Annotated in this window: 19 protein-coding genes; 12 read left to right on the top strand and 7 right to left on the bottom strand. The window is 73.8% G+C overall.

What is annotated here, in order from left to right; translation table 11 throughout:
• Positions 1-41: 41 nt before the first annotated feature.
• Positions 42-941: a LysR substrate-binding domain-containing protein gene (locus tag ACN6LM_RS20030; protein WP_445066750.1), complete on the top strand. Its 900-nt coding sequence runs from the start codon at positions 42-44 to the stop codon at positions 939-941.
• 408 nt (positions 942-1349) lie between these two features.
• Here the strand turns inward: ACN6LM_RS20030 and ACN6LM_RS20035 are convergent, their stop codons facing one another.
• Positions 1350-1736, bottom strand: coding sequence for a VOC family protein (locus tag ACN6LM_RS20035; protein ID WP_445066751.1), 387 nt, complete (start codon positions 1734-1736; stop codon positions 1350-1352).
• Positions 1737-1796: 60 nt separating this feature from the next.
• Between ACN6LM_RS20035 and ACN6LM_RS20040 the strand changes: the two genes are divergently transcribed.
• The gene (locus ACN6LM_RS20040) at positions 1797-2408 is read left to right on the top strand and encodes a nucleoside/nucleotide kinase family protein (RefSeq protein WP_445066752.1); all 612 of its coding nucleotides are present in this window, start codon (positions 1797-1799) and stop codon (positions 2406-2408) included.
• Between the two features lie 68 nt (positions 2409-2476).
• Complete coding sequence (locus ACN6LM_RS20045) at positions 2477-3607, top strand: aminopeptidase P family protein (RefSeq protein WP_445066753.1); 1131 nt, start codon at positions 2477-2479, stop codon at positions 3605-3607.
• 8 nt (positions 3608-3615) lie between these two features.
• Here ACN6LM_RS20045 and treZ read toward each other — a convergent pair whose 3' ends face one another.
• Both treZ and ACN6LM_RS20055 read right to left on the bottom strand, forming a co-directional pair.
• Positions 3616-5376, bottom strand: coding sequence for a malto-oligosyltrehalose trehalohydrolase (treZ, locus tag ACN6LM_RS20050; protein WP_445066754.1), 1761 nt, complete (start codon positions 5374-5376; stop codon positions 3616-3618).
• A 66-nt stretch (positions 5377-5442) separates the two neighbouring features.
• Positions 5443-6399: a GNAT family N-acetyltransferase gene (locus ACN6LM_RS20055; RefSeq protein WP_445066755.1), complete on the bottom strand. Its 957-nt coding sequence runs from the start codon at positions 6397-6399 to the stop codon at positions 5443-5445.
• Positions 6400-6573: 174 nt separating this feature from the next.
• Between ACN6LM_RS20055 and ACN6LM_RS20060 the strand changes: the two genes are divergently transcribed.
• Positions 6574-7140 carry an FHA domain-containing protein gene (locus ACN6LM_RS20060; protein WP_445066756.1) on the top strand — a complete coding sequence of 189 codons (567 nt, stop codon included), beginning with the start codon at positions 6574-6576 and terminating at the stop codon, positions 7138-7140.
• A gap of 9 nt (positions 7141-7149) precedes the next feature.
• Here ACN6LM_RS20060 and lpdA read toward each other — a convergent pair whose 3' ends face one another.
• The gene (lpdA, locus tag ACN6LM_RS20065; RefSeq protein WP_445066757.1) at positions 7150-8571 is read right to left on the bottom strand and encodes a dihydrolipoyl dehydrogenase; all 1422 of its coding nucleotides are present in this window, start codon (positions 8569-8571) and stop codon (positions 7150-7152) included.
• Between the two features lie 88 nt (positions 8572-8659).
• Between lpdA and ACN6LM_RS20070 the strand changes: the two genes are divergently transcribed.
• The 3 genes from ACN6LM_RS20070 to ACN6LM_RS20080 all read left to right on the top strand — a co-directional run bounded on the left by ACN6LM_RS20070 (position 8660) and on the right by ACN6LM_RS20080 (position 11389).
• On the top strand, positions 8660-9559 hold the full coding sequence (locus ACN6LM_RS20070) for a LysR family transcriptional regulator (protein WP_445066758.1): 900 nt from the start codon (positions 8660-8662) through the stop codon (positions 9557-9559).
• A gap of 31 nt (positions 9560-9590) precedes the next feature.
• Positions 9591-10235 carry a hypothetical protein gene (locus ACN6LM_RS20075; RefSeq protein ID WP_445066759.1) on the top strand — a complete coding sequence of 215 codons (645 nt, stop codon included), beginning with the start codon at positions 9591-9593 and terminating at the stop codon, positions 10233-10235.
• Positions 10236-10396: 161 nt separating this feature from the next.
• The gene (locus ACN6LM_RS20080) at positions 10397-11389 is read left to right on the top strand and encodes a cytochrome P450 (RefSeq protein WP_445066760.1); all 993 of its coding nucleotides are present in this window, start codon (positions 10397-10399) and stop codon (positions 11387-11389) included.
• A 13-nt stretch (positions 11390-11402) separates the two neighbouring features.
• Here the strand turns inward: ACN6LM_RS20080 and treY are convergent, their stop codons facing one another.
• Together treY and glgX are read right to left on the bottom strand one after the other, a co-directional pair.
• On the bottom strand, positions 11403-13769 hold the full coding sequence (gene treY / locus ACN6LM_RS20085) for a malto-oligosyltrehalose synthase (RefSeq protein ID WP_445066761.1): 2367 nt from the start codon (positions 13767-13769) through the stop codon (positions 11403-11405).
• A gap of 88 nt (positions 13770-13857) precedes the next feature.
• A complete protein-coding gene (glgX, locus tag ACN6LM_RS20090) occupies positions 13858-16026 on the bottom strand; it encodes a glycogen debranching protein GlgX (protein WP_445066762.1) in 2169 nt (722 codons plus the stop codon).
• A 366-nt stretch (positions 16027-16392) separates the two neighbouring features.
• Here glgX and ACN6LM_RS20095 point away from each other — a divergent pair, with 366 nt between their 5' ends.
• On the top strand, positions 16393-17625 hold the full coding sequence (locus tag ACN6LM_RS20095; protein WP_445066763.1) for an SAV2148 family HEPN domain-containing protein: 1233 nt from the start codon (positions 16393-16395) through the stop codon (positions 17623-17625).
• A gap of 66 nt (positions 17626-17691) precedes the next feature.
• Positions 17692-18420, top strand: coding sequence for a 3'-5' exonuclease (locus ACN6LM_RS20100; protein ID WP_445066764.1), 729 nt, complete (start codon positions 17692-17694; stop codon positions 18418-18420).
• 219 nt (positions 18421-18639) lie between these two features.
• Here the strand turns inward: ACN6LM_RS20100 and ACN6LM_RS20105 are convergent, their stop codons facing one another.
• A complete protein-coding gene (locus ACN6LM_RS20105) occupies positions 18640-19506 on the bottom strand; it encodes a phosphotransferase enzyme family protein (protein WP_445066765.1) in 867 nt (288 codons plus the stop codon).
• A 288-nt stretch (positions 19507-19794) separates the two neighbouring features.
• Here ACN6LM_RS20105 and ACN6LM_RS20110 point away from each other — a divergent pair, with 288 nt between their 5' ends.
• Genes ACN6LM_RS20110 through ACN6LM_RS20120 form a run of 3 tightly spaced genes read left to right on the top strand, consistent with a single transcriptional unit; the run spans position 19795 to position 22876 of the window.
• Positions 19795-20748 carry a carbohydrate ABC transporter permease gene (locus tag ACN6LM_RS20110; RefSeq protein ID WP_445066766.1) on the top strand — a complete coding sequence of 318 codons (954 nt, stop codon included), beginning with the start codon at positions 19795-19797 and terminating at the stop codon, positions 20746-20748.
• Positions 20745-21584, top strand: a complete 840-nt coding sequence (locus ACN6LM_RS20115) for a carbohydrate ABC transporter permease (protein ID WP_445066767.1) — start codon at positions 20745-20747, stop codon at positions 21582-21584. The genes ACN6LM_RS20110 and ACN6LM_RS20115 overlap by 4 nt, the downstream gene beginning before the upstream one ends.
• Positions 21584-22876, top strand: coding sequence for an ABC transporter substrate-binding protein (locus ACN6LM_RS20120; protein ID WP_445066768.1), 1293 nt, complete (start codon positions 21584-21586; stop codon positions 22874-22876). Before ACN6LM_RS20115 ends, ACN6LM_RS20120 begins: the two co-directional genes overlap by 1 nt.
• Positions 22877-22886 lie beyond the last annotated feature (10 nt).

Consider the following 22886-nt stretch of genomic DNA (forward strand, 5'->3'; position numbering starts at 1 on the left):
GGGCGGTCAGGGCCCCCCCGCGACCTGGGACAATGGATCGCATGATCGATGCCCGGCGGCTGCGCGTGCTGCGTGCCGTGGCGGACCACGGCACGGTGACCGCCGCGGCCGCCGCCCTGTACCTGACCCCGTCCGCCGTCTCCCAGCAGCTCGCCGCCCTGGAGCAGGAGACCGGTCACCGGCTGGTCGAACGCGGCTCGCGCGGGGCCAGGCTCACCCCGGCCGGTGAGATCCTGCTCACCCACACCAACGCGGTCCTGGCCCAGCTGGAACGGGCGGAGGCCGAGCTCGCCGCGTACGGCTCGGGCGAGGCCGGTACGGTCACGGTCGCCGCGTTCGCCACCGGCATCGGTCTGGTGCTCGCCCCCGCCATCGCCGCGCTGGGCCGGACCGCCCCCGGCATCAAGGTCCGCGTCCAGGACGCCGAGGGCGACGCCAGCGTGCCGATGGTCCTGGACCGCCAGGTCGATGTCGCCGTCGCCGTCGAGTACCGGGGCGCCCCGGGCGAGGACGACCGCCGGCTCACCCGCGTCCCCCTCTACTCGGAACCGTTCGACGCGGTACTCCCGGTGGGCCACCGGCTGGCCTGCCAGGACCAGGTGGCCGTCGCCGAGCTGGCCAAGGACGCCTGGATCGGGCCCTACCCCGGCAACCCCTGCCACGACGTGGTCGTCCTGGCCTGCGAGTACGCCGGCTTCGCCCCGAACCTCGAACACTCCTCGGACGACTTCCACGCGGTCGTCGCCCTGGCCGGCGCCGCCGCCGGCGTGGCCCTCGTCCCGCGCACCGCCCTCCGCGGCATGCCGCTGACCGGCGTGGTGGTCCGCCCGGTGCGCGGGACCGCCCCCACCCGCCGGGTCTTCGCGGCGGTGCGCCGGGGAGCCGAGGCCCACCCGCTGATCGCACCGGTCCTGGACGCGCTGGCGGGCGCGGCAGGCTGAGCGGGGCGGGTGCCGGCGCGTTACTCGTCGAAGATCACCGGTCGATTGGTGGCGAAGGCGCCGACCGAGGCGACCAGTGCGGGACGGTCGGGGGGGCCACCCGTTGACCGCGCGGCACATCACGACCGGGACCACGCCTTCGGGCAGGCCCGGCACGGGGTCCCGCAGTCCGGCCCGTGAGAGAGCGGCCCGCCCCGGTCCGGACGGCGGGACCGCGTCCGGGCGGATGACCGCGCGCCGACCCAGGGCCTGGTGCGGCCGGGGAAGCTCTGCCGCCGTACGACGTCCGCCCACGGCACCCGCGCGGTCGTGGCCCGGTAACGGACGGGCGCCCCGCCGAGCAGCACGCCGTCCGCATCGACACGGAGGGCCGGTCTGCGGCCGAGACCCTCGGCGGACGCGCCCGCGTCAGGCCGGCTGGAGCAGGTCCCAGCGGTTGCCGTACAGGTCCTCGAAGACCGCGACCGAACCGTACGTCTCGTGGCGCGGCTCCTCCAGGAAGCGCACCCCGGCCGCCGACATCCGGGCGTGGTCGCCCGCGAAGTCCTCGGTGTGCAGGAAGAAGCCGACCCGGCCGCCGGCCTGCGCCCCGACGCTCGCCGTCTGCGCCTCGTCCCTGGCGCGCGCCAGCAGCAGCCCCGTACCCTCGGCACCCCGCGGGCGCACCACCACCCAGCGCGAGCCGTCGCCCCGGTCGGTGTCCTCCACCAGCTCGAAGCCCAGGGCGCCGGTGTAGAAGGAAAGGGCCTCGTCGTAGTCGCGGACGACCAGCGTGACCAGGGCGATGTGCGGCATGGAACTCCTCGCTGCGCGGAAGGGCGACGGGGCGTCGCTCCCGGACGCGACACTATCCGCATGGACCTTCCCGACCTCACCGCCCGCGCGCACCGCCTCGCCCGCACCGGGCGACGGCGCGTCCTCGGCATCGCCGGGCCGCCCGGAGCCGGCAAGTCGACGCTGGCCGCGCGGATCACCGACGCGCTCGGCCCGCTCGCCGCCCTCGTACCCATGGACGGCTTCCACCTCGCCCAGGCGGAGCTCGAACGTCTCGGCCGGGCCGGCCGCAAGGGCGCGCCCGACACCTTCGACGCCGCCGGGTACGCCGCCCTCCTGCGCCGGCTGCGCGCACCCGAGCCCGGGACCGTCGTCTACGCCCCCGCCTTCGACCGCTCCCTGGAGGAACCGGTCGCCGGGGCGCTCCCCGTACCGCCCGAAGTCCCGCTCGTCGTCACCGAGGGCAACTACCTGCTGTACGGGGAAGGGCCCTGGGCCCCGGTGCGCGGGCTGCTGGACGAGGCGTGGTACCTCGACCCGGACGACGCGGTACGCGTGCCCCGGCTCGTCGAACGGCATGTGCGGTACGGGAAGACCCGGGCCGGCGCCGAGCGCTGGGTGGCGCGGTCGGACGAGGCCAACGCCCGGCTCGTCGCGGCCGGGCGCGACCTGGCCGACCTCGTCATCCGGTGACCCGTTCGCGCGGGCACCGGCGGGCGGGCAGGATGGGAGGGCCGTTCCGTGCCGTCAGGAGGACCCGCATGCCCAGCACGAACCAGCCCGTGCCGTTCACCGCCGACGACTACCGGGCCAGGATGGCGCGGGCCGCCGGGAGCGCCGCCGCGGCCGGGCTCGCGGGGGTGCTCGTCGCGCCCGGCCCCGACCTGGTGTACCTGACGGGCTACCAGCCGACCGCGGTCACCGAACGTCTCACCCTCCTCGTCCTCGCGGCGGACCGGGACCCCGTGCTGGTCGTGCCGACGCTGGAGGCGCCGGACGCGGAGAGGGCCGTCGGCGCCCCCGCCCTGACCCTGCGCGACTGGACGGACGGCAAGGACCCGTACGACGTCACCGCCCCGCTGCTGGACGAGCGGGGCCGGTTCGGCATCAGCGACAACGCCTGGGCGATGCACCTGCTCGGCCTCCAGCAGCGGCTGCCCGGCACCTCGTACGCCTCGCTCACCCAGGCGCTGCCGATGCTGCGCGCGGTGAAGGACTCCCACGAGCTGGAACGGCTCGCCGCCGCCGGGGCCGCCGCGGACGCCGCCTACGAGGAGATCCTGAAGGTCCGCTTCTCCGGCCGCAAGGAGACCGACGTCGCCGCCGACCTGGCCCGGCTGCTCACCGGACACGGGCACTCCCAGGTCGACTTCACCGTGGTCGGCTCCGGCCCCAACGGCGCCAACCCGCACCACGAGGCGGGAGAACGCGTCATCGAGCACGGCGACATGGTCGTCCTCGACTTCGGCGGCCTCAAGCACGGCTACGGCTCCGACACCTCCCGCACCGTCCACGTCGGCGAACCCACCGCCGAGGAGCAGCGGGTCCACGACATCGTGCGCGAGGCGCAGCAGGCGGGCTGCGCGGCGGTGCGCCCCGGTGTCGCCTGCCAGGAGATCGACCGGGCCGCCCGCGCGGTCATCACCGAGTTCGGCTACGGGGAACGCTTCATCCACCGCACCGGCCACGGCATCGGTGTCACCACCCACGAGCCGCCCTACATGATCGAGGGCGAGGAACAGCCGCTCGTGCCCGGCATGTGCTTCTCGGTGGAGCCCGGCATCTATCTGCCGGGCCGGTTCGGCGTCCGCATCGAGGACATCGTGACCGTCACCGAGGACGGCGGGCGCCGGCTCAACGCCACCGCCCGCGAACTCGCGATCGTGGAGTAGCCCTCGGATCAGTCGTCCGCGAGGACCACACAGGACTCCGGCGGCAGGTGCAGCATCCCGTCCGGGCCCGGCGGGTCCACCCGCAGCCACGCGGCGAGGACCCGCCCCGGACCGCCCCGGTGCCGTCCGTCGCCCAGCGGGATGGCGGCCGGCCCCGCGTCGAGGTTGACCGCGATCCTCAGATCGCCCCGGCGCACCGCGAGCCACCGAGCCCCGTCGTCGTACGCTGCCCTCACGCTCGCCAGGTCCGGGTCGCGCAGGTCCGGCAGGGTGCGGCGCAGGGCGATCAGCTCGCGGTACCAGGCGTGCAGCCGGGCGTGCGGCTCGCGGCCGGGCTCGTCCCAGTCCAGACAGGAGCGGGCCCGGGTGGCCGGGTCCTGCGGGTCCGGGATGTCCTCCTCCGCCCAGCCGTGCGCCCCGAACTCCCGCCGCCTGCCGGTCCGTACGGCCTCCGCCAGCTCCGGGTCCGTGTGGTCGGTGAAGAACTGCCACGGGGTGCGGGCGCCCCACTCCTCGCCCATGAACAGCATCGGCGTGAAGGGCCCGGTCAGCACGAGCGCCGCCGCGCAGGCGAGCAGCCCGGGGGAGAGGGAGGCGGCGAGCCGGTCGCCGAGGGCCCGGTTGCCGATCTGGTCGTGGGTCTGGGCGTAGCCCACGAAGCGGTGGGCGGCGCTGCGCGTGACGTCGACGGGGCGGCCGTGCGTGCGGCCCCGGAAGCTGGAGTAGGTGCCGTTGTGGAAGAAGGCGCTCGTCATCGTCTTGGCGAGCCCGGCCAGCGGGGCGGCCGCGAAGTCCGCGTAGTAGCCCCGGGACTCGCCGGTGAGGGCGGTGTGCAGGCAGTGGTGGAAGTCGTCGTTCCACTGCGCGTGAAGCCCGAGCCCGCCCTCCGCGCGCGGGGTCGTGGTGCGCGGGTCGCACAGGTCGGACTCGGCGATCAGCGGCAGCGGGCGCCCCAGCTCGGCGGAGAGCGCGTCGGCCGCGGCGGACAGCTCCTCCAGGAAGGTCAGCGCCCGGGTGTCGGCCAGGGCGTGCACCGCGTCGAGCCGCAGCCCGTCGAGTCGGTAGTCCCGCAGCCAGGCGAGCGCGCTGCCCAGCAGGTACGCCCGCACCTCGTCGGAGCCCGGTGCGTCCAGGTTGACCGCCGCGCCCCACGGGGTGTGGTGCGTCTCGGTGAAGTAAGGGCCGAACGCGGGGAGGTAGTTGCCGGACGGACCCAGGTGGTTGTGGACGACGTCCAGGACGACGGCCAGCCCGAGGCCGTGCGCCGTGTCGACGAAGCGCTTGAGCCCCTCGGGCCCGCCGTACGGCTCGTGGACGGCCCACAGCGACACGCCCTCGTACCCCCAGCCGTGCACCCCGGGGAACGGGCAGACCGGCATCAGCGACACATGGGTGACGCCCAGCTCCGCGAGATGGCCGAGCCGGGCCGCCGCCGCGTCGAACGTGCCCTCAGTGGTGAACGTGCCGATGTGCAGCTCGTACAGGACCGCGCCCGGCAGCTCGCGCCCCCGCCACTCGGAGCGCCAGGCGTACGCCTCGTGGTCGACCACCGCCGACTCGCCGTCGGGGCCGTCCGGCTGGCGGCGCGAGCGGGGGTCGGGGCGCGCCGGACCGCCGTCCAGGGCGAAACCGTACCGGTCGCCGTCCGCGGCCTCCGCCTCGGCGGTCCACCAGCCGGGCCGGCCCGGATCGGGCTCCATGGGCCGCAGTTCGCCCGCCAGCCGCAGCGCGGCCGACCCCGCGTCGGGTGCCCATACCTCGAACAACATGCAGCACTCCCTCGCTCCCGGGGCCCGGTCGCCCCGGCCCATGGTGCTATGGAGGCGAGGCGCCCGTCAGTCCTCCCACACCATGTCGAAGGCGCGCTCGAAATTGACGTAGCCCAGGCGGGCGAACGCCTTCGCCATCGGCACGTTGCCCAGGTCCGTCGCCGCCCGGATGCGCTCCACACCGTCCTGCGCGGCCAGTATCCGCGTCCCCTCGGCGAGGATGTCGTCGATGAAGCCGTGGCCGCGGTGGGCGGGCAGCACACCGATGTACGCGATGATCGGGTTGTAGTCGTTACGGGCCGGGATCACGAAGCCGACCGGTTCGCCGTCCGGGAGCTCCGCGACGCGCCACCACTCCCGCGGCGTCGCGTACCCGGCCAGCTCCTCGTCGTAATGCTTCTCGGCGGCCTGGCGCGGCGTCAGGCCGGACGCCAGGTCCGCCTGTCCGTGCGCGTCGAGGGTGCCCTCCATCACCGGTGTCATCAACGCGAGCAGGTCCTCGCGCCCCGCCACCGGCCGGAACCGCAGTCGGCCGGCCGGGGCGGGCACCTCGGTCCCGGCGCGCCACTCCAGGCGCAGGCGCTCCACGAGCATCCGGGCCCCGGTGCGCTCCATGACCCGGATCCGGGCCTCGACGGCCTCGCGGACGGCCGGGTCCTCACGCCAGTCGGGCGGCACGAACCGCCCGTACTCGGGGCGCGGCGCCCCGGCCGGAACGACGGCGGCGGTCGCCGTACCGACCAGCCGCAGCCCGGCCTCCTCGCGCTCGGCCAGGGGCAGCGTGTCGTCCAGGTCGAAGAAGTCGAGCAGCAGCGGCGCCGCGCCGTCCCTGCTCCACCAGGCGAGCCGCGCCACCACCCGGTCGCCGCGCAGCGCCACCCACATCCATTCCGGGCGGCGCCGGCCCGTGGCGAGGTCGTCCGCGAGTTCGTGGTCGAGGACGTAGGGGAGTTCGAGGAAGAGCTTCAGCTCCTCGGGGCCGGTCAGCGGACGGATGGTCAGATCAAGCGGTGCGTCGGGCACTGAGCTCCAAAGGCGAAGGGGTGCGTCACGGTGGTCACCGGACGACAGCGGCCGACCCTAGCAACGTTCCGTACGGGCCGCCCCCGGTTATCCGCAGCGGTCCGGTGCAGGTCAGGAGGGCGGAAAGCAGGGTTCTTCTGGACACCCCGGGGCGGTCGGACCGACAATCGAGCCGTGACGTCCCCGTTCGAGTACCACACGCCCACCGCGCGCCTGTCCGACGCGCAGCGCGACCGTGTTCTCGGTGTGCTCAGGGAGGGCGCCGCCCAGGGCAAGCTCTCCCAGGACACCTTCATGCGGCGCATGGAGGTGGCGCTGACGACCAGCCGCCCCGAGGAGCTGGAAGCCCTCACCCAGGACCTGGAGCGCGAAAACCGTTGGTCGCGCGGGCTGTTGCGGGTCGTCGGCGGGGTATCCGGCTTTCCCGAGCGGGTCCGCCGGGCGTGGCGGGCGGAGCGGCTGCCGAAACTGCTGCTGCCCGCCCCCAGCCCGCACCCCCTGCGCATCGGCCGCGACCCGGGCAACGGGCTGCGGCTCAGCCACGAGACCGTCTCCCGGATGCACGCGGAGCTGACCGCGCACGGCGACCGCTGGCTCCTGCGGGACCTCGGCTCGACCAACGGCACCTGCGTCAACGGGCAGCGCGTGACCGGCACGGTCCCGGTGCGCGAGGGGGACCAGGTGAGCTTCGGCCGCATGATGTTCCGCCTCTCCGCACCTACGCTCAGACCTCCGGCGTAGGGCCGACGCTCACACCTGCTGGTGCAGCGCCCGGTCCGCCAGGGTGAGGAAGGACTCGCCGACCGCCTCGGACAGCGTGGGGTGCGGGTGGATGTGCTGGGCCACGTCGAAGGGTTCCGCGTCCCAGCCGACGATGAGCTGGCACTCGGCGATCATCTCCGAGACGTGCGGCCCGACCAGGTGCACGCCGAGCACCCGCCCGTCCCGCTCCGCGACCACCTTCACCATGCCGCCCTGCCCGTGCACCATGCCCTTGGCGACGCCGGTCAGCGGCATCGTGTTGACCACCACGTCGTGGCCCGCGTCGCGCGCCGCCGCCTCGGACAGCCCGACGGCCGCCGTCTGCGGCGCCGAGTACGTGACCCGGGGCACCGCGTCGTAATCCACCGCCGCCGTACGTCGCCCCGCCAGGGTCTCGGCGACCAGCAGCCCCTCCGCGAAGGAGGCGTGGGCCAGCCCGAGGGACGGCGGCGGCAGCAGATCGCCGACCACGTGGATGCCCGGCACCGGGGTCTCCAGCCGTGACCAGTCCGCCGGTGCCACGTACCCCCGCTCGTCGGTGGCCAGTCCGGCGGCGGCGAGCCCGAGCCCGTCCGTCACCGGGGCCCGGCCCACCGCCACCAGCAGCCGCCGGGCCTCGACGGTCAGGGTCTCCCCGCGCGGGGTGCGGAGCGTGGCCCGTACGCCGTCGTCGAGGAGCACGGCCTCCAGCAGCCGCGTCCCGGTCCGCACATCGATGCCCCGCCTCTTCAACCCCCGGGCCAGATGGCGCGACACATCGGCGTCCTCCAGCGGGACCAGCCGGTCCGCGGCCTCCACCAGGGTCACCCGCGCCCCCATCGAACGGTGCAGCGAGGCGTACTCGACGCCGATCGCCCCGCCGCCCAGCACCAGCACCGAATCCGGAAGACCGGGCGCGAACAGCGCGTCGTCACTGGTCACCACCCGCCGCCCGTCCGCCGCCGGACCCGGCAGCGTCCGGGGCCGCGAGCCGGTCGCCAGCACGATGCCGCGCCGGGCGGCCACCTCCCCGTACCCCTCGATCCGCACCGTGCGGGGCCCGGTCAACTCGGCGCTTCCGGCCGCCACCCGCACGTTCGCGTGCGCCAAGTGGGCCTGTACGCCACGGTGGTTGCGGGCCACGATGTCGTCACGGGTGGCCACCAGCGCCGGCCAGTCCACCGACTCCAGCACCGCCTTCACGCCCCACCGCTCACGCGCCTCCGCGACGCCGTCCACGAGTTCGGCCGCGTGCAGCATCGCCTTGCTCGGGATGCAGCCCCGGTGCAGACAGGTCCCGCCCACCTTGTCGCGCTCCGCGAGCACCACGCTCAGGCCGAGCCCGGCCGCCCGCAGCGCAGTCGAGTAACCCCCGGTCCCGCCGCCGATCACGACGACGTCCGCTTCCCCCACCCGCTGTTCCTGTGTCATGGCCCCCACCCTCGGCCCGGTCCTTGCCATGAGTCCAAGGCAATGTTTGTCTGGCTTCCATGCACAGAGCTCATGTCAGGAGGGCGCGATGAGCCTGCGGCAGATGGAGTACTTCGTGACCGTGGTCGAGGAGGCGTCCTTCACCCGGGCCGCCGAACAGCTCCACGTCACCCAGCCGGCGCTCTCCCACCAGATAAAGGCCCTGGAACGGGAGGTCGGCGGGCCCCTGCTCGAACGGCTGCCGCGCGGGGTGCGGCTCACCGCGATGGGCCGCGCCTTCCTGCCGCACGCCGAACGCTCCGTGCGCAGCGCCGCCCAGGCCCGCCGCGCCGCGCGCGCCGCCGCCGGTGCGCGGGGCGGCGAACTCCACATCGCCACCGTCCACGCCATCGCCGTCGGCATCCTCCCCGACGTCTTCGCCCGCTGGCGCGCCGCCCACCCCGGCGTCGCCCTCGTCCTGCACGAGTACGCCACCACCGAGGCCCTGGAGGACCGGATCGAGCGGGGCACCGCGGACCTCGCCGTGGGCCCGCCGCCCGTCCACTGGAGCGGCCCGGTCGTCCCCGTCGGCGCGGAGGACATCGTCCTCGTCGTCCCGTTCGACGATCCCCTCGCCGGGCGGCCCTCGGTCCGCCTCCAGGAACTCGCCGACCGCTTCTGGGTCCGCTGCGCCATGGAGGCCGTCGTGGAGGGGCGCCCCTTCCTCGACTGGGCGTGCGCCCGGGCCGGCTTCACCCCCCGTACGGCGGTGCGCACCGAGCACACCTCGACGGCGGTACGCATGGCGGCGGCCGGGGTCGGCGTCGCCACCGCCCCCGCCCACGTCGTACGGGGCGCGGTCGGCGAGGACTGCGCCCTGCTCACCGTGGACCCGGCCTGGCGCCGCGAGCTGGCCGCCTTCTCCCGCGTCCCGCTGACCGGCGCCGCCGCCGCGTTCACCGACCTGCTGGCCGCATCCTGGCCGCCCGGACCACGGACCGGCCGCTGACCCGGTCGAGGCGGTTGTCTATGCTGCCCCGATGACTGCCGTGGACATGAAGAACGCGTCGCGTCCGACCGTGGGCCGGGGCCCGTACTTTCTGCTCACCCTCGGCGTGGTGGTCCTCGGCTGGGTCATCGCCGCGGTCAACACGGGCATCTCCTACCTCGCCCTCGACCTGGACGTCATCCCCATCGTCACCGGCCTGATCGGCTGCCTCGGCTTCGTGATCGTCCTGCGCGTCCTGCACTGCGCCTGGTGGCTCGCCGCCCTCTCCGTGCTTCCGGCGCTGCTGGTGCTCGTCGGCTCGGTCCAGTACGGGCCCGAGGCCGTGCTCGACGGCCGGGGCGTGCGCGAGACCGTTCGCATCACGGCCGACAGCGCCGCCGTGAGCGGCGGCTCCCACCACCGCTTCACCCTGGAGGGCCGTCCGGGTGAGCTCAAGGAGACCCTGAATTACGACGGGGACGACCCGGACTGGGCGGTGGGTGACCGGATCGAGGTCATCAGCGACCCGAAGGGCGTCGTCCCGATGGCGGCCGCTTCCGACGTCGACCCGGGTGACCGCCTCGGCATGCTGGTCATGGGCGCCGTCGGCTGGACGTGCATCACCCTCCTGGCCGGTCTGCGCGGATTCGTACGGCGTCGCGCGGGCAGGCGGCCCGTCTTCGACAGCCTCGGCTGAGCGGCGCCGGGAGCGCGCGCCCCGACCCCGCCACCCCGTCCGGCCGACCCCCGCAACGTCACCCGGACGGCCGCGCGCCGACTGCGACGCGACCGTTCAGGTGATGCCCTGAGGGGGACCGCGCCGCCCACCGGCGTACCGACTCGCCCGGGGGAACCGCCATGCAGGCAGACGCGCCCCGAGACATACCCGCCCCGACCGCCTCGCCCGAGCCGCACGCCCACGCCACCCGGCCCAGGTCCCGCAGGACCGGCCGGCCCGCCACCGGGCCCAGCCTCCTCGCGCGCGGCGCGGCCCGGGACCCGTACCGCTTCTACCGGATGCTGCGCGAGCAGTACCCGCTCAGCTACGACGCGCCCCTCGGCGCCTGGCTGGTCAGCCGGTACGACGATGTGGCCGTCGCCCTCGCCGACCCCCGGTTCACCGGCTTCCCGCAGGACGGGGCGCCCCGGGGCGGGCCCGCCCCGCTCGGACTGTGCCACGGCAGCCCGCGCTGCCTGCCCACCGACCCGTACGCCGTGGTGACCGGTACGGTCCCCGACGCGCTCGCCGAGCGCGTGGAGCGCACCGCCCATGTGCTGGCCCGGCGCATCGCCCGCAGCCCCGGGGCCGACCTGGTCGAGGAGTTCTGCCGCTGGCTGCCCGCCGCGCCGGCCGGTGACGGGCCCTGCGCCCGGGACACCGCCCTGCGCCGGACCGTACTCGCCTCGCTCCTCGCCAACCTGCTGGACGACCCCGACCTGCTGGCCGCCCTGCGCATCGAACCCGCGCTCACCGGCCGGGCCTGGACGGAGTCGCTGCGCCGCGACCCGCCGGTCCAGGTCGTCCTGCGCCGCACGGTCGCCGAGGTCGCCCTCAGCGGCGGCACCCTCCCCGCGCGGGCGCCCGTCGCCTGCCTCGTGGGGGCCGCCGCGCGCGACCCCGGGCGGTTCGCGGCCCCGGACACCTTCGACCCGTTCCGCCCGGACCAGGACCGCACGCTGACCGGCCCGGCCGGCTGTCCGGCCGTGGCGCTCAGCCGCCTGGAGGCCGAACAGGGCCTGCGCGCCCTGCTCGACGCGATGCCCCGGCTCCGCTGGGCGGAGGGCTTCCGCCCGGCCGCCACGGGCCTGCTGACCCGTGGCCCGCGCTCCCTCCTCGTCCGGCCGGGCTGAGCCGGGGGAGCCCTCATCCCCGTACGAGCAACGCCACCGGCCGGTCCGCGAACAGCTCCGCCGCCTCCGCCGTGCCGCCCGTGAACGCGCGGCCCGGCGCGAGGAGGTCGCGCCACACGCCCTCGTCCGGCAGGGCCAGCCGCGTGCCCCGCCAGCCGCCCGATTCCGCGAGCCGCAGCGACAGCCGGGTCACCGCCGTCACGACCTCGCCCGAGCGGCAGAAGGCCACGCAGTGCGAGGCCGCCGGGCCCGAGGCGCGCAGCGGGGCGTACGTGCCCGACTCGCCGAACACCGCCGGCCGCTCCCGCCGCAGCCGCAGCGCCACCTCCGTCAGCGCGGCCTTCTCGTCGGCGGGCGCGTCCGGCGACGGCTCCCGGAACGGCCGCCGGTTGTCCGGGTCTACCAGGGCCAGATAGGCGCGTTCGGTGCCCTGGTAGAGATCCGGCACCCCCGGCATCGTCAGGTGCACCAGCGCCGCGCCCAGCGAGTGCGCCCGCACATGCGCGGCGAGCGGGGCGGCGAACTCCTCCACGAGGGACCGCACCGGGCCGGTGTCCGCGGCCGGCCCGGCGGCCACGAAGTCCGACGCCATCCGCTCGTACACCGGATCCGGCTCCGTCCAGCTCGTGAACAGGCCCGACTCGCGCACCGCCTTCAGCAACGCCGGCTCCAGCCGCGCCGCCCGCTCCTCCGCCGGAATGCCCGCGCAGCCGACCGCCGTCTGCCACGCCTGCCAGGCCAGCTGCGGATCGGGCGCGGTCTGGGCGGACCGTCCGAGCCCCGACACCAGTCCCGCCCACCGCCCGGGGCACTGCGACAGCACCGCGATGCCCGCCCGCACGTCGGCGCTGCGCTTCGTGTCATGCGTCGTCAGCGCGGTCCCGGTGGCGGGCCAGTCGCGCGCGAGGCGGGTGCAGAAGGCGTGGAAGTCCTCCGGCTCGACCGCCGGGTGCCCCGGGTCGCCGCCCACCTCGTTGGCCGAGATCAACGGCAGGTAGCGGTAGTACGCCGTGTCCTCGACCGCCTTCGCCCGCAGCGCGGAAGCGGTCTGCGCGAACCGGGCGCAGAACGCCGCCCGGTCCGCGCCGCCGCCGAGCCGCCCGAGCGCCAGATCCCGCACCACGTCGACCGCCGACGCCTCCTCGCGTACCGCGAACACCGCCTTGGCGTCGCTCACCGTCGTCGCGTCGAGCGTCGCCTCGGCCGTGTCGGAGCAGGGGCCGCCCGCCGTCACGTACGGGCGGTAGACCGGGACGCGGACCAGCAGCTCGCGGATGGCTGTGCGCAGGGCCCAGGGGGCGTGGTCGCGCAGCGCGGGGTCCCCGGCGCAGATCCGCGCGGCGAGGCGGGTCAGCAGCTCCGTCTCCGCCGCCAGTTCATGGGTGACGACGCGGTACGCGGCCCGGCGCACGGTCGCCGTCCAGTAGCCTCCCCGGTCGCCGGCCGGGGAGGCCGCCTCGCGGTAGTGGCCCAGCAGCTCGGCGGCGCCCTGGGGGTCGGTGAAGAGCCCGTCGATCCGGTACAGCGCGTCGTAACCCGTGGTCCCCGCGACGGCCCAGCCGGCCGGCAGCCGCTCGGAGCCGGTGAGGATCTTCTCCACCACCGTCCACACTCCGCCGCTCTCCTCGGAGAGCCGTTCCAGATAGCCGGCCGGGTCGGCGAGACCGTCCGGGTGGTCGATCCGCAGACCGTCGACCACCCCGTCCCGGACCAGTTCGAGGATCTTGCCGTGGGTGGCGGCGAAGACCTCCGGGTCCTCCACCCGCACCCCGATCAGGTCCGCGATGGTGAAGAACCGCCGGTAGTTCAGCTCGGTACGGGCCAGCCGCCACCAGCCGAGCCGGTAGTGCTGGGCGTCCAGCAGCTCCGGGAGCGGGAGGTGGGCGGTGCCGGCCCGGAGCGGGAACTCCTGCTCGCCGTAGCGCAGCACCTCGCCCTCGACCCGCATCCCCTCCATCTCGTCGCCGATCCGGCCGCCCAGCACCGGCAGCAGCATCCGCCCGTCACCGGCCGCCCAGTCGATGTCGAACCAGCGGGCGTACGGGGACTCCGGCCCCTCGCGCAGCACCTCGCGCAGGGCGTGGTTGTGGAGGGGGTCGGCCGCCATGTGGTTGGGCACGATGTCCAGGACCAGGCCGAGCCCGTGCTCCCGCGCGGTGCGCGCGAGGCGTCGCAGCCCCTCCTCGCCGCCCAGCTCGTTCCGTACCCGGCCGTGATCGGTGACGTCGTAGCCGTGCCGGGAGCCCGGCACCGCTTCCAGGACCGGGGAGAGATGCAGATGGGAGACGCCGAGCGAGGCGAGGTACGGCACGGCGTCCTCGGCGGCGCGGAACGGGAACTCCGGCTGGAGCTGGAGACGGTACGTGGCGGTGGGCGTCATGGGACCTTCGTACCCACATCGGGGCCGCCTGTGTCACCCCGCCCGGCACAAGGCCACGACGGGGTGACGCGGACGGCCCCGCGACCGGTCAGGCCGGTCGTTGCAGCACCACCATGCTCCGGCCCACCAGCGTCACCCGATCGCCCGCCGCGACCTTCGGCCCGGCCCCGGGCAGCACCCCGGCCGGGCGCGCGGTGTCCACGACCGCGTGCCACTGCCGGCCGTGGTTGACGGGCACCGCGAACTCCAGGGTCTCGGCGCTCGCGTTGAACATCAGCAGGAACGAGTCGTCGGAGATCCGCTCCCCGCGCGGCCCCGGCTCCGAGATGGCGTGTCCGTTCAGGAAGACCGTGAGGGCCTTCGCGTGGGCGGCCTGCCAGTCGCGCTGGGTCATCTCCTGGCCCTCGGGCGTGAACCAGGCGATGTCGGACAGCTCGTCGTGCGTGCCCTCCACCGGGCGGCCGTGGAAGAACCTGCGGCGGCGGAAGACCGGGTGGTCGCGGCGGAGCCACACCATCGCCCGGGTGAATTCGAGCAGGCTCATGTCCTGAGCCCCGTCGTCCGGCTCGACGTCCTCGTCCTCGCCGTCCTCGCCCACCGCGACGGCCGGCTCGGGCCAGTGCACCCACGACAGCTCGTTGTCCTGGCAGTAGGCGTTGTTGTTGCCCTGCTGGGTACGCCCGAACTCGTCACCGTGGCTGAACATCGGCACGCCCTGCGACAGCATCAGCGTGGCGATGAAGTTGCGCATCTGACGCTCGCGCAGTTCCAGCACCTCGGTCCGGTCCGTCTCGCCCTCGGCGCCGCAGTTCCACGACCGGTTGTGGCTCTCGCCGTCCCGGTTGCCCTCGCCGTTGGCCTCGTTGTGCTTGTCGTTGTACGAGACCAGGTCGTGCAGCGTGAAGCCGTCGTGGCAGGTGGTGAAGTTGATCGAGGCCAGCGGGCGCCGTCCGTCGTCCTGGTACAGGTCCGAGGACCCGGTCAGCCGCCCGGCGAACTCGGCCAGGGTCCGGGGCTCGCCCCGCCACAGGTCGCGGACCGTGTCCCGGTACTTGCCGTTCCACTCGGTCCACAGCGGCGGGAAGTTCCCCACCTGGTAGCCGCCCTCGCCCACGTCCCACGGCTCGGCGATCAGCTTCACCTGGCTGACCACCGGGTCCTGCTGCACGAGGTCGAAGAACGACGACAGCCGGTCCACCTCGTGGAACTGCCGGGCCAGCGTGGCCGCCAGGTCGAAGCGGAAGCCGTCCACATGCATCTCGGTCACCCAGTACCGCAGCGAGTCCATGATCATCTGGAGCACGTGCGGTGACCGCATGAGCAGCGAGTTCCCGGTGCCCGTGGTGTCCATGTAGTACCGCTGGTCGTCGGTCAGCCGGTAGTACGAGGCGTTGTCGAGCCCTCGGAAGGAGAGCGTGGGTCCGAGGTGGTTGCCCTCGGCGGTGTGGTTGTAGACCACGTCGAGGATGACCTCGATGCCCGCCTGGTGCAGGGCCCGCACGGCCTGCTTGAACTCCAGGACCTGCTCGCCCCGGTCGCCCCAGGAGGCGTACGCGTTGTGCGGGGCGAAGAAGCCGATCGTGTTGTAGCCCCAGTAGTTGGCGAGCCCCGCGTCCGCGAGCCGGTGGTCCTGCACGAACTGGTGCACCGGCATCAGCTCGATCGCCGTGACGCCCAGCTCCGTCAGATGGGCGATGATCTCCGGATGCGCCAGCCCGGCGTACGTGCCGCGCAGCTCCTTCGGCAGCCCCGGATGGAGCATGGTCAGGCCCTTCACATGGGCCTCGTAGATCACCGTGCGGTGGTAGTCCGTACGGGGGCGCCGGTCGTCGCCCCAGTCGAAGTACGGGTTCACCACGACCGAGGTCATGGTGTGCGGGGCGGAGTCGAGATCGTTGCGCGCGTCGGGCTTCCCGAACGGATAGCCGTACACCGCCTCCCCCCACGTGATCCGCCCGGACACCGCGCGTGCGTACGGGTCCAGGAGCAGCTTGGCGGAGTTGCACCGGATGCCCCGCTGCGGTTCGTACGGGCCGTGCACGCGGAAGCCGTAGCGCTGACCGGGCATCACCCCGGGCAGATACGCGTGCCGGACGAACGCGTCGGTCTCTCTCAGCTCCACCGCCGTCTCGGAACCGTCGTCGTGCAGCAGGCACAACTCGATTCGGTGGGCGGCCTCCGAGAAGACCGCGAAATTGGTCCCGGCGCCGTCGTACGTGGCACCGAGCGGGTACGCCTGTCCCGGCCACACCTGCATGGATTCGACTCTTCCCGTCCTGCCGCGGTCGCCCTGGGGGGAATGCGGGCCGCCTGGTCCCCGGGCCAGATCTTCCCCGAAAGAGCGCCCCTTACCTAGGACGTCGGCCGGTCGGTCAACCTCGTGCCTCTCCGTGTCGCCCGGAACCGGCCTCCGATCGCCCCCTGTCCGCGGCTGTCCGGTTCGCGGTCCCCGCTGGGGTGTTTAATCCCTATGAATCCGCTCACTCCCGTCGAACCCGGCGAGCGGAACGAGGCTGATTCCATGGGGAGTTGGTAAAGGAGCCTGCGCATCGGGCTGCACCGGCTCCCGCTCCCGGAGTACCCTTCCTTGATCGTTGGTGGGGGAGTGGAAGGCGGTGCGTGGGTGAGCTCGGGAGGGTTCGAGCTGCCCCCGGGTGACGCGGGTCACGAGGGGGACGTGGCCGAGGTCCCGCCCGGGGCGGTATCGCTGGCGCAGCCCCTGGAGATCGGTGCGGAGCTGGACTGGGGCGCCGAGGCATGGAGCGAGGTGCGCACGCGCGCCCAGCGGGCCGGGCGCGCCTATATCTGGCTGAATCTGGTCGAACAGCGGCTGCGCGCCGTCGTCGCGGCGGTGCTCCGGCCGATCTACGAGCCCGTCCACGGCGAGGACTGGGTGGTGGCCGCCGCCGGGCCCGCCGGCCAGGAGTGGGTGCAGCGCGCGGTCGCCGTGCGCGAGGTCTCCCGCCGCAAGGGCTATCTGCTCGACCCGGCCGACGACAACGTCCTCAGCTTCCTCACGCTGCCCCAGCTCCGCGAGCTGATGGTCCAGCACTGGCCCTGTTTCGAGCCGTACTTCGACGACCGCCGCGATGTCGAACTGGCGCTCGACGAGCTGGAGGTCGCCCGCAACGTCGTCTCCCGCAACCGCGCGCTCAACGAGGCGGTGCTCGCCCAGGCCGAACGGGCCTCCGCCCGCCTCCTGGAGATGCTCGGCAGCGGCGCGGGCGTGCCCTCCGCGGACCGGCTGCCGGTCGACGCCGTCGAGGAGCTGGTCGGCGACCGTTACGCGGACGTGGTCTCCGTCCACTCCGACCGGGTGCGCCTCCAGCGCCAGCTGCCCGCCGAGGACCTGTTCGGCGACGCCCGGCGGCTCGACGCGATCGGCATCGGGCTCAACCTGCTGGTGCAGAACTTCTCCGGACGCCGCCTCATCCGGCTCGCCGAGTCGGGCTGCCGGATCCGGCTGCTCTTCATCAACCCGGCCAGCAGCGCGGTCAAGCGCCGCGAGCGGGAGCTCGGCCTGAAGAAGGGTGAGCTGAGCCGGTCCGTCGAGATGAACATCCTGCACACGCGCCGGGTGCGCGCGAAGCTCCGTGACCCGGACGCCTTCCAGATCCACGTCTTCGACGAGACCCCGCGCTTCACGGCCTACCTGGTGGACGGCGACGGGGCCGACGCGGTCGGGGTCGTCCAGACCTATCTGCGCCGGGCGCGCGGCATGGAGGCACCGGTGCTGGTGCTGCGCGGCGGCGGGCGTGCGGTGGTCCGGGCCGGGCAGGGGTACGAGCACGGGCTGTTCGAGACCTACCGCGAGGAGTTCGAGTCCGTGTGGACGGACTCCCGGCCGGTCTCCTGACGGCGTTGTCAGTGGCCCGTGCGAGGGTGGTCGTCATCCGGGGGAGCACCATGAAGGAGGTACGGGATGAGCTGGCACCGGCACGCGCTGGTCGGCTTCGATCTGGAGACGACGGGGACGGACCCGCTGGAGGCCCGGATCGTGACGGCCGCGGTCATCGCGGTGGACGACCGGGACGGTGAGCCGGTGGCCCGGCACACCTGGCTGGCCGACCCGGGCATCCGCATCCCCGCCCAGGCGTCCGCGATCCACGGCATCAGCAGCGAGCGCGCGGCGGCGGAGGGCCGGCCCGCGCGCGAAGTGGCCGACGAGATCGCCGACACGCTGGCCGGTTACTGGCGCCGGGGCGTCCCGGTCGTCGCGTACAACGCCGCCTTCGACCTGACGCTGCTCACCGCCGAGTTGCACCGCCACGGACTGCCCCCGCTGGCCGACCGGCTGGGCGGCGCGCCCGTCGGCCCCGTCATCGACCCGTACACCATCGACCGGGCCGTCGACCGCTACCGCAAGGGCAAGCGCAACCTGGAGGCGGTCTGCGTCGAGTACGGCGTGATCCACGGCGGCGCCCACGACGCGGCGGCGGACGCACTGGCCGCGGTCCGGGTGGCCTACGCGATAGCCGCCCGGCACAGCGTCGTCGCCGAACTCCCGGCGGACGCCCTGCACGCCCGCCAGATCACCTGGCACGCGGAGTGGGCGGCGGACTTCCAGGACTTCCTCCGCCGCAAGGGCACCCCGGACGCGGTGGTGGACGGCCAGTGGCCGGTGAGGGAGCCGGTGCGGACGACCGCCTGAAGCGGCGGTCACGCTCGTCGGCGCGTTCGTCCTCAGCCGCCGGAGGGGCTTGATGCGGCCGGCCGTGTTCTGCCCGCGGCTGGGGGACGGGGCCGAAATCCGAGCCCGTCCCGCGATTGAGGGCGCGGCCGGGGTTCCCGCGCCGTGCGGACCGCCGAACCAAGCCCGTCCGGCGATCGAGGACGGACGCCGGTCCGGCGCGCCGGGGGCCCCACCGGTTCAGAACGGATACCACCGCACCGCGGGGTCACCGTCCCGCAGCGACGCCACCCGGCGCCGGAACTCCGCGAGAGCGGCACCGTTCACGGGCGCGTGCTGCGCAACCCACGCACAGCTCGCCGTCTCCCGCGCCCCTCGCAGCACCCCGCACCCGTCCCACTCCCGTACATCCCACCCGTACGCCTCGGTGAACGCTTCATACGAGTCGGCCGGCAGTCCGTACCGGTCGCGGGACAGCGCGAGGACCACCAGATCGTGCTCGCGCAGGTCCGAGGAGAAGGTCTCCAGGTCCACCAGGACCGGCCCGTCCGCCCCGACATGGACGTTGCGCGCCAAGGCGTCCCCGTGGATCGGGCCCGGCGGCAGATGCGGGACCAGCGCCGCGGCCGCCGCCGCGAAACCGTCCCGGCGCTCGCGCAGATACGCGGCGTCGGCCGGGTCGATCGCGTCGCCCGCCAGCAGCAGCCACCGTTCGACGCCGCCCAGCAGCTCCCGGCGCGGCAGCGCGAAGTCCTCCGGCACGGGCAGCGCGTGGACGGCGGCCAGCAAGGGGGCCAGATCGCGCGGCTCGGCGGGCCGCACCGCCTCGGGCAGCCGGTGCCACACGGTCACCGGGTGACCCCCGACCAGTCGGGCCCCCTCCTCGGCCGCCCGCACGGCGGGGACCCCGGACGCCGCGAGCCACCGGGCGACGGCCACCTCCCGCCCGGCCCGTTCCAGCAGCTCGGGGTGGCGCACGGCGTCCCGGCCGACCTTGACGACGAGGCCGTCGGCCGTGAACACCGCGTTCTCGCCGAGCGCCAGCAGCTCCGCGCCCCCGGGGAACCCGGCGGCGGCCAGCACCTCGCGCGCTTCCATCTCGTTCATGGTCCGATTTTCGCATCCGTGCAGGTTGCCTTGACGAACCGGCGGCCCGTCAGCACGATGACGGAGGCCACCTGAGCGGCCAGAACGGCAAGTAGCCGGTCGAACGACGCAAAGGGGGCCCCAGGACCTTTCGTTTGGATCATGCCGGGCTCGCGGGCCCTGGCACCGCACCTCGCGGCGTTGTCGTCAATCACCAACGCTCCGCGTTGTCCCAATCCTCCGCCTTGCGATGCACGGCACCAGAGCCCGCTCCCTGATCCGGCCTGATCCAAACGAAAGGCCCTCAACATGACATTGGCGAGTGCAACCGTGGAATCGGGGCGCCACGGGCCGCCGGGCAAGCGCACGGGCAAGCGCGCCGACGGGCGGCTCGACCGGGGAGCCGGCACCTGGTTCCTGGTCCTCCCCGCCCTCATCCCGATCCTGGTCCTGAGTGTCGGCCCGCTGCTCTACGGCATCGCGCTCGCCTTCACCGACGCCCAGTCCGGCCGCACCCGTGCCACCCAGTGGACCGGCACGCTGAACTTCCAGGACCTGCTGCACGACGGGCTGTTCTGGGAGTCGTTCCGGATCGGCCTGGTGTGGGCGGTCGGCGTCACGGTCCCGCAGTTCGTGCTGGCCCTCGGCCTCGCGCTGCTGCTCAACGAGAACCTGCGGATGCGCTGGCTGGCCCGGGCCCTGGCGATCATCCCGTGGGCGATGCCCGAGGTCGTCGTCGGCATCATGTGGCGCCTCGTCTACAACCCGGACGCCGGCATCCTCAACGAGACCATCCGCGACCTGGGCCTCGGGGACGGCCGGGACTGGCTCACCGGGCTCGCGACCGCGCTGCCCGCCGTGATCGTCGTCGGCGTCTGGTCCGGGATGCCGCAGACCACGGTCGCCCTGCTGGCCGGGCTCCAGAACACCCCGCTCGAACTCCACGAGGCCGCCGCGCTGGACGGGGCGGGCGCCTGGCGCCGGTTCCGGACGGTGACCTGGCCCGCCATCAGACCGGTCGCCCTCTCCATCACCGCGCTCAACTTCATCTGGAACTTCAACTCCTTCGCGCTGGTCTACGTCCTGACCAACGGCGGCCCCGGCGGCCGGACCCGGCTGCCGATGCTCTTCGCGTACGAGGAGGCGTTCCGCTACGGGCAGTTCGGCTACGCCGCCGCGATGGGCTGTGTGATGGTCGCGGTGATCTCCGTGACCCTCGCCGTGTATCTCGCCGGGCGGCTCAGGGGAGGCGACGACCGATGAGCATGCGTACCAAACGGTCCGTGCGCGCCGGGCAGTACGTGGCGCTGCTGTGCTACCTGGTCTTCCTGGCGTTCCCCTTCCTGTGGCTGATCTCCACCGCCTTCAAACCCGCCCCCGAGCTGGGCTCCCTGCACCCGACCTGGATTCCGCAGCACCCGACGCTGGACAACTTCCGGCAGGCGTTCGACGAGCAGCCGCTGCTGCGGGCCACCGCCAACTCGCTGATCGCCGCGCTCTCGGCCGGGCTGATCGCCGTGCTGATCGCGACCCCGATGGCCTATGTGATGGCCCGCCACCGCAGCCGCCTCGCCACGGCCGCCACCGGGTGGGTGGTGGTCAGCCAGGCGTTCCCCTTCGTCCTCCTCATCATTCCGCTCTTCCTGGTCCTGAAGAACCTGCACCTGATCAACACCCTCTGGGGCCTGATCCTGGTCTACGTGGTGTGGGCGCTGCCCTTCGCGCTGTGGATGCTCGTCGGTTACGTACGGGCCGTGCCGCGCGAGCTGGAGGAGGCGGCGGCGGTCGACGGGGCCGGGCGGCTGCGGACGCTGGTCTCGGTCACCGCCCCGCTGCTGGCCCCGGGGATCGTCGCCACGGCGCTCTTCGCGTTCATCACCGCGTGGAACGAGTTCTTCTTCGCGCTCGTCCTCCTCAAGACCCCGGAGAAGCAGACGTTGCCGGTCGTACTGACGCACTTCCTCGGCGCCGAGGGCGCCGCAGACCTGGGACCGCTCGCCGCCGCCGCGTTCCTCGCCACCCTCCCCTCGCTCGTGCTGTTCGCCCTGATCCAGCGGCGGATCACCGGCGGCATGCTGGCCGGGGCGGTGAAGAACTGATGCGCGCCCTTGTCCGTACGGCAGCCGCGACGGCCACCGCGCTCGCCCTGCTGCTCACCGGCTGCGGCGGGAACGATGAGGGCGACGCGGACGGGAAGGTCACCCTCCGCTTCCAGTCGCTGGCCTGGCAGAAGGAGTCCGTCGACATCAACAAGCAGCTGGTGAAGGAGTGGAACGCGGCCCACCCCGACATCCGGGTCGAGTACGTCCAGGGCAGCTGGGACAGCGTCCACGACCAGCTCCTCACCTCCTTCGAGGGCGGTGAGGCGCCCGACATCATCCACGACGCGTCCGACGACCTCGCCGACTTCGCGTACGGCGGCTACCTCGCCGACCTCCGCCCCCTCCTCCCGGACGCGCTGACCGACGGCATCCCGCGCAACAGCTGGGAGACGGCCACCTTCGACGGCGGGGTGTACGGCGTTCCCTTCCTCCAGGAACCCCGCGTCCTGATCGCCAACACCAAGATCCTCAAGGAGTCCGGGGTCCGCATCCCGACCCCCGCGAAGCCGTGGAGCTGGGCGGAGTTCCGCGCGGTGACCGAGGAACTGACCGGCGAGGGCCGTTACGGGGTCGCCTGGCCGCTCAAGGAGCCCGTCTCCGTCACCCTCAACCTCGGCCTCTCGGCAGGGGGCGAGCTCTTCCACCGGGGCGCCGACGGCAAGGTGACCGTCGCGGTGGGGGAGGGCGAGCAGGTCGTCCCGGGCACCATCCACGACCAGGTCAACACCGACCACAGCGCCGCGCGCACCGCGCTCGGCATGGGCGGCGGCGACACCCTGCCCGGCTTCTTCGGCGGCAAGTACGCGATGGTGCCGCTCGGGTTCTCGTACCGCCAGCAGGTCGTCGAGCAGGCCCCGAAGGGCTTCGAGTGGACGGTGCTGCCCGCTCCGGCGGGCCGGGACGGACTGGCGCAGGGGGTGAGCCCGCAGACCCTGTCCGTCGCCGAGGACAGCCCCCACAAGAAGGAGGCCGTCCGGTTCATCGACTTCCTGCTCAAGCCCGCCAACATGGTGCGCCTGGCCAAGGGGGACTGGATGCTGCCCACCGGCACCGAGGCGCTGGCCGACCCCTCCTTGCACACCGCGGACCGGGGCTGGGCGACCGGCGCCGCGCTCGCCGGGTCGCTGCGGTCGGCCCCGGCCCAGTCGGTGCGCGGCTACCCCGAGTGGAAGGACAAGGTGGCGACACCCGCGCTCCAGGAGTACTACAGCGGGGCGATCGACGCGGCCGAGCTGAAGAAGCGTCTGGTGACCGACGGCAACCGGGTCCTGGCCCGCTACCAGCGCTGAACGGCGTGGG

Source organism: Streptomyces sp. SAS_281 (genome assembly GCF_052542855.1).